The sequence below is a fragment of the Intestinimonas sp. HCP28S3_D6 genome, from assembly GCF_052065695.1.
Lineage (GTDB): Bacteria > Bacillota > Clostridia > Oscillospirales > Oscillospiraceae > Intestinimonas.
The window spans coordinates 1-8,797 of record NZ_JBQHTM010000074.1; the positions used below are offsets into that span (position 1 = coordinate 1).

Annotated in this window: 15 protein-coding genes; 3 read left to right on the plus strand and 12 right to left on the minus strand. The window is 56.5% G+C overall.

Going from position 1 to position 8,797, the window contains the following annotated elements; translation table 11 throughout:
• Positions 1 to 58: 58 nt before the first annotated feature.
• Genes ACTNBK_RS15805 through ACTNBK_RS15860 form a run of 12 tightly spaced genes read right to left on the minus strand, consistent with a single transcriptional unit; the run spans position 59 to position 6,169 of the window.
• Complete coding sequence (locus ACTNBK_RS15805) at positions 59 to 433, minus strand: hypothetical protein (protein WP_441147546.1); 375 nt, start codon at positions 431 to 433, stop codon at positions 59 to 61.
• A gap of 24 nt (positions 434 to 457) precedes the next feature.
• Positions 458 to 712, minus strand: a complete 255-nt coding sequence (locus tag ACTNBK_RS15810; RefSeq protein ID WP_441147548.1) for a phage major capsid family protein — start codon at positions 710 to 712, stop codon at positions 458 to 460.
• Between the two features lie 9 nt (positions 713 to 721).
• Positions 722 to 1,258, minus strand: coding sequence for a Holliday junction resolvase RecU (locus ACTNBK_RS15815; protein WP_441147550.1), 537 nt, complete (start codon positions 1,256 to 1,258; stop codon positions 722 to 724).
• 26 nt (positions 1,259 to 1,284) lie between these two features.
• A complete protein-coding gene (locus ACTNBK_RS15820; protein ID WP_441147552.1) occupies positions 1,285 to 1,491 on the minus strand; it encodes a hypothetical protein in 207 nt (68 codons plus the stop codon).
• Positions 1,488 to 3,407, minus strand: coding sequence for a DNA cytosine methyltransferase (locus tag ACTNBK_RS15825; RefSeq protein WP_441147554.1), 1,920 nt, complete (start codon positions 3,405 to 3,407; stop codon positions 1,488 to 1,490). The genes ACTNBK_RS15820 and ACTNBK_RS15825 overlap by 4 nt, the downstream gene beginning before the upstream one ends.
• A complete protein-coding gene (locus ACTNBK_RS15830) occupies positions 3,404 to 3,649 on the minus strand; it encodes an MT-A70 family methyltransferase (RefSeq protein ID WP_441147556.1) in 246 nt (81 codons plus the stop codon). The genes ACTNBK_RS15825 and ACTNBK_RS15830 overlap by 4 nt, the downstream gene beginning before the upstream one ends.
• 15 nt (positions 3,650 to 3,664) lie before the next feature.
• Entirely contained in the window at positions 3,665 to 4,000 is a 336-nt protein-coding gene (locus tag ACTNBK_RS15835) for a hypothetical protein (protein WP_441147558.1), read from the minus strand.
• A complete protein-coding gene (locus ACTNBK_RS15840) occupies positions 3,981 to 4,319 on the minus strand; it encodes a hypothetical protein (RefSeq protein WP_441147560.1) in 339 nt (112 codons plus the stop codon). Before ACTNBK_RS15840 ends, ACTNBK_RS15835 begins: the two co-directional genes overlap by 20 nt.
• Before the next feature lie 2 nt (positions 4,320 to 4,321).
• Positions 4,322 to 5,002, minus strand: coding sequence for a transglycosylase SLT domain-containing protein (locus tag ACTNBK_RS15845; protein ID WP_441147562.1), 681 nt, complete (start codon positions 5,000 to 5,002; stop codon positions 4,322 to 4,324).
• Position 5,003: 1 nt separating this feature from the next.
• Positions 5,004 to 5,210: a hypothetical protein gene (locus ACTNBK_RS15850; RefSeq protein ID WP_441147564.1), complete on the minus strand. Its 207-nt coding sequence runs from the start codon at positions 5,208 to 5,210 to the stop codon at positions 5,004 to 5,006.
• A gap of 14 nt (positions 5,211 to 5,224) precedes the next feature.
• Positions 5,225 to 5,911, minus strand: coding sequence for a hypothetical protein (locus ACTNBK_RS15855; protein ID WP_441147566.1), 687 nt, complete (start codon positions 5,909 to 5,911; stop codon positions 5,225 to 5,227).
• A 39-nt stretch (positions 5,912 to 5,950) separates the two neighbouring features.
• Entirely contained in the window at positions 5,951 to 6,169 is a 219-nt protein-coding gene (locus ACTNBK_RS15860; protein ID WP_441147567.1) for a helix-turn-helix domain-containing protein, read from the minus strand.
• A 168-nt stretch (positions 6,170 to 6,337) separates the two neighbouring features.
• Here ACTNBK_RS15860 and ACTNBK_RS15865 point away from each other — a divergent pair, with 168 nt between their 5' ends.
• Genes ACTNBK_RS15865 through ACTNBK_RS15875 form a run of 3 tightly spaced genes read left to right on the plus strand, consistent with a single transcriptional unit; the run spans position 6,338 to position 8,249 of the window.
• Positions 6,338 to 6,739: a helix-turn-helix domain-containing protein gene (locus ACTNBK_RS15865; RefSeq protein ID WP_441147569.1), complete on the plus strand. Its 402-nt coding sequence runs from the start codon at positions 6,338 to 6,340 to the stop codon at positions 6,737 to 6,739.
• 59 nt (positions 6,740 to 6,798) lie between these two features.
• Entirely contained in the window at positions 6,799 to 7,110 is a 312-nt protein-coding gene (locus ACTNBK_RS15870) for a hypothetical protein (RefSeq protein WP_441147571.1), read from the plus strand.
• 2 nt (positions 7,111 to 7,112) lie between these two features.
• Positions 7,113 to 8,249: a tyrosine-type recombinase/integrase gene (locus tag ACTNBK_RS15875; RefSeq protein ID WP_441147573.1), complete on the plus strand. Its 1,137-nt coding sequence runs from the start codon at positions 7,113 to 7,115 to the stop codon at positions 8,247 to 8,249.
• The last annotated feature ends 548 nt before the right edge of the window (positions 8,250 to 8,797 follow it).

Consider the following 8,797-nt stretch of genomic DNA (forward strand, 5'->3'; position numbering starts at 1 on the left):
TCCGTAAATGTTTCCTGTTTCTTCATCCCCATACACCACCATTGCGTTGATAGTGTTATTATCCCACATCCGGAGCCTTTATGGTAGTGCGGATTAAATCAGAGATTCCCTTAATCTTGATGAACTGCTTGCAGCCCACCAGGTCAAGGTCGAAATTCACCAGGGAACCGCCGGCAGCATCAGTCTCCAGAGAGATGGAGCCATCAGCATCCAGGGCCTTGTCCACAGGGATGAGCTTATCGGCGGCGGGGGAATAGCTCCCGCCTTCAGTGTCGCACTCGGTCACAGTCAGCTTAACGGCCAGGCCGGTGGGGGACCCGGAGGGAGTTCCCACCAGAACACCCAGGACAGCAGACAGGAAGCCGTCGCGGTCAATGGCGGTCTCACTGGTGTAGGGGGTGACTTTTACATTCTGGATGAGTTCACGCTTCATGGTTTGTTTTCCTCCTTCTCAGGCTCAAAAAGCCTTGATATTCTTGACGTGGATGAAGCTCTCCTTGTGCCGGGCGGCGATGTCAACATACATCAGGGCACGGGTGGCCGCCAGGTTCTCCTCAAAGGCATTATGCTGAACGCCGTCCTCGTCGGTCCAGGAGCCATCCAGGGTGGTGTAAGTCTCCAGGCCCATCTGCTCACCCACGAGCAGGTCGGCCCAGTTACCGAAGGCCAGCTCAGTGAGGCCGGTGCCGTCGGTGGTGATCTGGTTGGACACCCGGTACTATCAGCATTTTCTCTCCTCCAGTCCCTCCAGGAACAGCAGGACCCCAGGGCCCCCTATGGGGACCCGGAAGGGCTCTGCTTCCTGGACTGTCATATATTTGTGCCCATATAGGGCCCTCATGCTCCGCCACACTTCCCACGGAACTCTGAAAAAATCTCTGCCAGAAAAGGAGCACACCACAAAGGCAGCAGCTCCGTAGGTGAAGGCTCTCTCCAAACGCTCAGCCTGTTCAGGGGTCACACGGTCCTGCTCCATTCTGGGGGTGTCGGTATGCTTGGCTTCAAAGTTGACAGCCCGCCCTCCTCGAAGGAAGCCCTTGAAGTCAGCCTGTGCCTTCTTCACATAAACAGCCACGAAACGGCCAGCTCCCATGTTTTTTAGGGGCTTCATCTCCTCAGGAGTTTTCTCAATGTCGGCCACACCCCGCCCCCTGTAATACTCACAGGCGGACTTTATCAGCTCCTCAAAGTTAGCTCCCTGGTGCCGATTGAGCTGGTTCCGGCGGCGCATCAGCAGGGCCTTCTCGGTCTTGGTCATAGGTCTGCACTCGCTTTCTTGGCTATTCAGTAGGACACGGCCAGGGCCCACGGGGCATCCATATCGTAGTCATCATCCATGGCAAAGGGCCATACCTTCATACCGGCGCTTTCTTCATAGCCATCAAAGTGGGTTTTCAGGTAGGCGCTTGCTCTCTTTTTGGCCTCCTCCTCGGTTAGTGCAACCACTACCCCGTTGATTTGGCCGTCAAAAAATCTCCATAGCCCGTTCATACTGCCACCGCCTTTTCGAGTTCTTCCATCGTCGTGATGGTCTGGCCGCACCATTCCGGGAGGTTGGCCCTGACCAGGGCCGTGGCGAAGGGAGGGGGCACGGCGTTCCCACACCTCGCCACCTGCTTTGCCTTCCCATACTCCTTCCCGGTATAGTCCCGGTCTATGATGTAGTCATCCGGGAAGCCGTTGGCCCGGTAGAGCTCCCTTGGGGTCAGCATTCGGAGCCCCACGTCAGCCATAAAATAAAGGCTGCCGGAGATCCGAAACAAGATGACCTCATTCTCCTTCAGGTCATATCCGCAGTATGTGTTCAGCAGTTCCCGGATTTTAGGCCAGTTCTTCAGGTCTGCCACATGGGAAACAGGGACCACAGTAGTTGTTACCAGCCCATGATGGGCACCGCTTGCGGTCACAGTTGACAGCGGACGGCTCATAGGTTCTCCGAACTCAGTCCCATAGAACTTTGCCATGTGGGCCATCTGTACGGCATTATGGTCGATGGAGGTCACAGTGGGGAGTGGTTGGGACATCTCTGCCCCTACCACGCCCCCGTAGAACTTGGAGAGGCTGGCAGCCACCACTCCCTCACGGTCCTTGGCCGTGATAGTGTGCAGGGGCTCCTCGGCGCCCTGGCCGGTTGCCGTTCCGTAGTATTTCTCCAGGCAGACAGCAGACAGGCCGTAGCGGTTGGAGGCGTCCACGGTCAGGAGAGGGGCGTCAAGTCCCTGTCCCCTTACTCGCTCCCCCTGCTCCGTGTGGTACTGCACCAGGCTTGCGGATAGGAACATCTGGCCCCCGCCGCCCCCGGTCCGGGCGGTGTCCACAGGCTCAGAGACAGGGTGCCCGGTGGAGTTTGTGGTATTGGTCACGGTCCATGGGGCCAGCACGGGGGACGCCACGCACTCCTCAGCCTTGGAGACCTGAGTATGTGTCGGGCTCTCTACACTCCGGCACCTATTCCCGCCTCCGGTTTGTCCGATTGCTACCATGACCGGCATAGCTACCCCATACCCATGCTTGGATGTCACAGTCTGAAGGGGCTCCTCAGGGTCCTGCCCCCGGAATTCCCCGGAGTGGTTCACCACCACCAGGAAGGGGGAGGCAGTCTTGATGACGAACTTATCTACCCCACGGGCTACGCGGGCCATCGTATTAGGCCGTAGGGGACGCTGTGCGGTCAGGTTATACTTCTCCCGGATACTTTCCTTTGTATCAAAGATTGAGGGCGTAGGGAGGCTCCAGTCGATGATTTCAGCGGCACTCCTCCATGGCTGTCTCAGCCCAGCCTTTACCTCCGGGCTGTCAGCCGGGGCATGGGTGGGGGTAGGCCACACAATGGGACGCCCGTCACACCTGGCAATCAGGAAGAACCGCTTGCGGGTGGTAGGGGCTCCATAGTCGGCGGCCACCAGCTCCCGCCACTCCACGGCGTATCCCAGGTTGCGGAGCTGGTCCAGCCATTTCCTGAAGGTCTGGCCGGTGAGCTTCTTCACGGGCTTTCCCTTTCTGACAGGTCCCCAGGTCTGAAACTCCTCCACATTCTCCAGGATAATGACCCTGGGGCGGACAGTCCCAGCCCACCGCAGCACAATCCAGGCCAGCCCCCGGATGTTCTTGTCCACGGGCTTCCCGCCCTTGGCTTTGCTGAAGTGCTTGCAGTCCGGGGAAAACCAGGCAAGCCCAACCTTGCGCCCTCGGCAGACCTCCACGGGGTCCACGTCCCAAACACTTGCTTGGTAGTGGGTGGTGTGGGGGTGGTTGGTTCGGTGCATCAGAATTGCGTCAGGGTCATGGTTGATGGCAATGTCCACCACCCGGCCTGTAGCCAGCTCCATCCCGGTAGAGGCTCCGCCCCCGCCGGCAAAGTTGTCCACGATAATTTCATCGAGGAGGTTAATTTGGCCGGTGCTCATAGACAGTCCCCCCATCTATCTACTTCATCTCCCCACGCATCCCATCCTGGAGCCCGTTGTCTGGCAAATAGTTCAATCCTAGGTAAATCACCAACAAGCTGCACAATTTTATCCCTGGCTTCCCCGGGCTTCTCAGAATGTTTTCTTGCTGGCGCATAGATGGACGCGCTTTTACCGTCCAGCTCGATCTCCAGGGAGGAGATACCCTGGAAATTGGTCAATTTGATGTCGATGATCTTCATGGTGTGTGTCCTCCTTTATGCAAAAGCCGCTTGACTTCGCTGGGCTTTTTGCGGTATGATGTTCGTGTGTCCTTGGGGGTCGGCATTCGTGTCGGCTCCCTCTTTTTTCTGCTCATACATGGCGCGGGTGTACTGCGTCATGCACTCCGCCCGGATGGCCTCGATGGTGAGCTGGGCGATATAATCAACCGTGTTTCTCGCTCCGTCCGCATCCCCGAAAAGGGTGATGATGTGGCGGAGCTTGTTTTTTGCCCGGCCGTACATATCCCGCCAGAACGCGTCCGGCAACTCCCGGCCAAGTCTGAAGCTGACCTCATCCCGGACGGCCTCCTCATTTGCTGCGCTGCTCATGTGCCCGCCTCCTTTGCTCCCGGCGTTTCCGGCGCCGGATGGCCTCCACGTCGCCCCGAAGGACGTAACCGACCGCGAACAGAGCCACGATGAAGGGGATGGTGAAAATCTCCCCGCCGGGGATGGAAAGCCGCCCCTGCGCGACCTCCGCCGCCCAGACGACCGCCTTGCAGACCATGGCCGCCGTTCCGGTGAACAGGCCAACCCTGACCGCCGCATTCGCCGCATTCAATAACCGGGCCGTGTCTGCCTTGCGCTTTTTGCTGGCGTCCTGCTGCCGGCGCTGCGGCATGTATCCGCTGATCTCGATGACCTCCATGTTTATGCCTCCTCTTTTCCGTATTTTCCGCCAAGCAGGTCGTCCCTGATCTGTAGGGTCGCCTTGCTGTATTCGGTGCTGTATATTCCGGCTTCCCAGGCCTTTGCTGCCCCGGTTGGGCCCATGTTGTACGCCATCAAAACCTTGTGGAGCCCGGCGCTCGTACCGTCGTCATATTTGGACAGCTGAGACAGGATCGTGATGCCTGCGATGATGTTCTGCCGCGGGTCGAGCATGTTGGTCAGCCCGTACTCCTCCGCCAGCCATTCGTGGTTGACCCGGTTGATCTGCATGAGGCCGTAGTCGTTGGTCGCGCTGATGGCGTCCGGGTCGCAGCGGCTTTCGTGGATGATAATGGCCAGGACTAATTCGTAATCGACGGCGGCCTCGCTGGCCTCTACGAAGATGAAATCCTGCGTCACTCTGTCCAGGCTAACTTCCGGGTAATATGTAAAGCCGGCGCGATCCGGGATGTTGTCCTCGGTTACGTTTGGCTCGATGCCCCGGTAGCCGTCGGCTGCAGCCCCCGTACCCTCCGCGATCAATATCACTGTCGGCGTCGGAGCCGCAGATACGTCAACGGTTTCGGCGTCCTTGCTTCCTACCACTGACGACATCCAGATCATGGCCGCAGCTATGAGCAGTGCAGCCCCAACTGCCCGGATTGTCTTTCTGAAACTCACGTTAATTTCCTCCTTGCAGGCCGCAGCGTTCCATGAGGTACGACCTCGGAACACGGCCGGAATGTGTGATGTAGCCCTTGTCCTGGAGCTCCTTGTTGATCCGCTGCATTGTGTGATATGCCGCGGACTTGCTGATCTGCAGGATGTCCATGACCTCCTCAACCCGGATCATTCTGCTGGGCTCCGCTGCGCTTGCTGCCTTTGCCATGTCTGTGCCTCCTCTCAGGTCTCCGCGCCGCCATGCTGGGCGGCGACCTTGGCTGTGTTCACCCTCGACAGGAGGGCTGTGTAATAATGGAGGTCTGTCTGGGCCGCCCGGTGGTCTTTGACGGCGTTTTGGAAGGCCGCGCTATCCGGCTGCTCCGCCGCCTCCACGATGCGGGCCGCCGCGTTGCTGACCTCTTTGCCGAAGCCGAGCACCTTGTCGGCGATGAGCTGCGCGATGTCTGTGAGGTCATCCGGGGACAGGGCCCGCCGTGCCAGGAATTCTGCATCGTTTTCCGCGTCCCGGAGCGCCATCCTGGCCCGCTCCAGCTCCTTTTTTGTGGCCTGATGCTCCGCGATTTCCTGATGGAGCTTTTCTTGGGCCGTCTCATACCGGCCTTTCATGCTGTAGGCCGCGTCGTCCTCGATGTTGTCCTCCGCGTCCCGGAGGCAGCCCTCGAAGGCGGTGGCGACGTAACTGTTGGGCCCAAGGGGCGCCAGGATGTCCTTGATCTTCCCCAGGGCTCTGCGTTCCTGGGCCTTGGTGGCCGTGACGTTCTCCCGGATCAGTTCGATGGCCGTGATGACTGTTCCGATCTCGCTTTCCTCCTTGAAGGTGCGGCGGGCGTCCTTTTCGTCGATGGCCGTGACGATGGCCTGCCCGACTGCGTCCTTGGTGTCGAAGGTGATCCTGTAGTCGTTCATGTGTGTCCTCCTTGGTGTTGATTGCTCTCTTGTCGAGAATTATTCTGCAATATGCTCTCGAATTGTGAATTTAATGGGCAAAAAAATTTCTCCAACGTCCACGCCAAGAACGCTTGCGATCCTCTCTGCGACATCCGCGGGGATGTTGCGGGCACCCGTTTCATACTGGTTATAGCTGGATGTTGCGACGCCTACGTTTGCGGCGACATATTCCTGGGTAAAGCCCCTGGCTTTCCTGATGTCCTCAATTTGCCTCATGTGCTTTCACGTCCTTTCTGCGCCCTCACTTTGAGGATTTACAGCCTAATTATAATTTCTCAAATCGTGAAAGTCAAGAGCAAATTTCACATTTCGCATTTCGCATATTTAATACTGCGAACTTGCGTGATATAATTTCTCATATTGAGAAATCGAGGAGGGTTTCGTATGCAAAACGTCATCGGTTCGCGCATTAAATTTTTACGAGCCCGTGATGGGCTCACTCAGCGGGAGCTTGCCTCAAAGCTCCACATCGGAAATTCCACATTGTCACAATACGAAAACGGGGATCGGGTGCCGAGCATCGACATGCAGCGGAAATTTGCCCAACATTTCGGCGTGTCTCTTGATTTCCTTGCGGGCCTAACGGATGACCAAACGCCGGCGCCCGAGCGATCATCCGACGATCTGCCACCAACAAACCCGGCATATCTCGAAGCTATTTCATACTTGGACGGCCTTTCCGACGAAGCCATGGCCTCCGCGCTGCGCTGCCTGCAGGCGATCAAAACCTTGGACGAAGTGAAAGGATCGTCCGATAAAACAACAATTCTTGAAAAGAACGCTTAAAACTGGAATGCCGGCGCCTGGGAATTCCGTGGCGCTGGGACTGAAACGGAGGTATCTGCATGATTATCGTGATTATACTGCTTGGCATTTTGGTCGTGTTTTTTATCGGCGGGGCGCTTCTGGAGTCAATCGGAAGTCTGCTTGGAATAACCGCGTTCGCCGGGTTGTCGCTATTCAAAAAAATCCGCGACCGCCGCGCACGGAAAAAGGCGGAGAAGGTCGCCTCCAAACCGGAGCCGCGCCGGATTGAAATATCCTGCCCGTGCTCTGAAAAATTCCAGGTCGTCGTGAACAAACCCGGCGATGTGATGATGTTCACCTGTCCGAAATGCAAGCGGCAGCTCCGGGTTGATACCTCTAAGATGGTGTGACGATGTCGGTATATAAAAATCAAAAAACCGGGAAATGGTATTGCATTTTCCGGGTGACTGACTGGACGGGGAAACGGAAGCAGATCAAAAAATCCGGCTTTTCCCGCCGGGCTGATGCCCTGGAATACGAACGGAACTACACGGCCAAGGAGGCCGGAAATCTCGACATGACTTTCGGGTCGTTGGTCGAGCTCTACATGGCCGACGCAAAGGCCCGGCTGCGGCCGACGACATACGAGTCGAAGGTCTGGATATTCGATAAAAAAATTCTGCCCTATTTCCGGGATCAGGCCGTCGCCGATATAACGCCCACGAAAATCCGAAAATGGCAGACGGAAATGATGGGGAAGGGGTACGCCCCGACGTATCTAAAAACGATCAACAATCAAATGACGGCCGTATTCAACTATGCCGTCCAGTATTATGGCCTTTCGCAAAATCCGGCAATGGCGGCCGGCTCCATGGGGAAGAGAAACGCAGATGAGATGGATTTCTGGACACTGGACGAATTTGACCAATTCATCGCCGGCATGGATGGAGATCCGACGGCCTCCGTCGCCTTCAACGTCCTTTTTTGGACGGGGATGCGTGAGGGGGAGTTGCTGGCCCTCACGCTGAACGATGTGGATTTCGACCGTTCCGGCATTCATATCCGGCGGAGCTATACCCGGCTGGATGGGGAGGACTTGATCCAGGAGCCGAAAACGCCGAAAAGCCGGCGCTTCATTCCGTGCCCGTCTTTTCTGATGGATATGCTGCGGGACTATGCGGCCAGGCTGTATGAATACGACCCGGATGAGCGGCTTTTCCCGTTTACGAAATATTGGGTAAATGACCAGCTGAAGCGCTGCTGCGCCCGCACTGGCGTCAAATTGATCCGGGTGCATGATATTCGACATTCGCACGCCTCGATGCTTGTGAACAGCGGAGCCGATCCGCTGCTTGTGGCCGACCGCCTTGGGCATGAAAAGGTGACGACCACGCTGGGCACCTATTCTCACCTGTACCCGGACAAGGGCCAAGCTCTGGCCTGCGCTCTGGGCGACATCAAAAACCGCCACGACCAGGAGAAGGCTGCGGCCGCTCCGGTGCCATCCTCTGATGATGACGATCCGCCGACGCCGGAGCCGGATTTTTGAATTTCGGCCGGTCGTGTTACCTTTCTGTTACTCCAACAAAAAAATCCCCGAAACATACGGATTTTTATTCCGTATATTTCGGGGTTTTGTTTCATTTTCCTTGGGTATTATTCACTTTTTCTGCGTGATATGCGAAATGGCCGTTTATTCCCACTCGTTGTTGGGCATCATATTTAACGGATTTTGCTTCATAAATTTGATACCTCATTTTTTTGATTATTTGATGTGTCCATATTATCCAGCCCTATACGATGGGCTGTTATCAAATTGTTATCGGTGGTGATAACGGGGGGTAGCAGGGTTGTTGTTTTCTCTGGTGGTTTACAACTACATTTTACCACGAAAGGCAGGGAAATGCAATAACCATCCTTGCTGTGGCGTATCAAGGAATCTTACTGAACATATGGCGCACCTTATCCAAACGGCTGTTTGGACGACGGGGCTGGATGACCGGCTGACCGACAGCGGCCTGATATCCTTTCAGCTCTGTAAGGCATACGCTCCGCCCGTTGGTGTAAAAGGCCAGATCAGTACGGTATGCCTGTATA

Bases quoted from the DNA above. Each gene is read 5' to 3' on its own strand.
- ACTNBK_RS15830 (WP_441147556.1), bottom strand. From the start codon at position 3,649: ATGAAGATCATCGACATCAAATTGACCAATTTCCAGGGTATCTCCTCC.
- ACTNBK_RS15865 (WP_441147569.1), top strand. From the start codon at position 6,338: ATGCAAAACGTCATCGGTTCGCGCATTAAATTTTTACGAGCCCGTGAT.
- ACTNBK_RS15820 (WP_441147552.1), bottom strand. From the start codon at position 1,491: ATGAACGGGCTATGGAGATTTTTTGACGGCCAAATCAACGGGGTAGTG.
- ACTNBK_RS15860 (WP_441147567.1), bottom strand. From the start codon at position 6,169: ATGAGGCAAATTGAGGACATCAGGAAAGCCAGGGGCTTTACCCAGGAA.
- ACTNBK_RS15805 (WP_441147546.1), bottom strand. From the start codon at position 433: ATGAAGCGTGAACTCATCCAGAATGTAAAAGTCACCCCCTACACCAGT.
- ACTNBK_RS15840 (WP_441147560.1), bottom strand. From the start codon at position 4,319: ATGGAGGTCATCGAGATCAGCGGATACATGCCGCAGCGCCGGCAGCAG.
- ACTNBK_RS15850 (WP_441147564.1), bottom strand. From the start codon at position 5,210: ATGGCAAAGGCAGCAAGCGCAGCGGAGCCCAGCAGAATGATCCGGGTT.
- ACTNBK_RS15855 (WP_441147566.1), bottom strand. From the start codon at position 5,911: ATGAACGACTACAGGATCACCTTCGACACCAAGGACGCAGTCGGGCAG.
- ACTNBK_RS15815 (WP_441147550.1), bottom strand. From the start codon at position 1,258: ATGACCAAGACCGAGAAGGCCCTGCTGATGCGCCGCCGGAACCAGCTC.
- ACTNBK_RS15835 (WP_441147558.1), bottom strand. From the start codon at position 4,000: ATGAGCAGCGCAGCAAATGAGGAGGCCGTCCGGGATGAGGTCAGCTTC.
- ACTNBK_RS15825 (WP_441147554.1), bottom strand. From the start codon at position 3,407: ATGAGCACCGGCCAAATTAACCTCCTCGATGAAATTATCGTGGACAAC.
- ACTNBK_RS15870 (WP_441147571.1), top strand. From the start codon at position 6,799: ATGATTATCGTGATTATACTGCTTGGCATTTTGGTCGTGTTTTTTATC.
- ACTNBK_RS15875 (WP_441147573.1), top strand. From the start codon at position 7,113: ATGTCGGTATATAAAAATCAAAAAACCGGGAAATGGTATTGCATTTTC.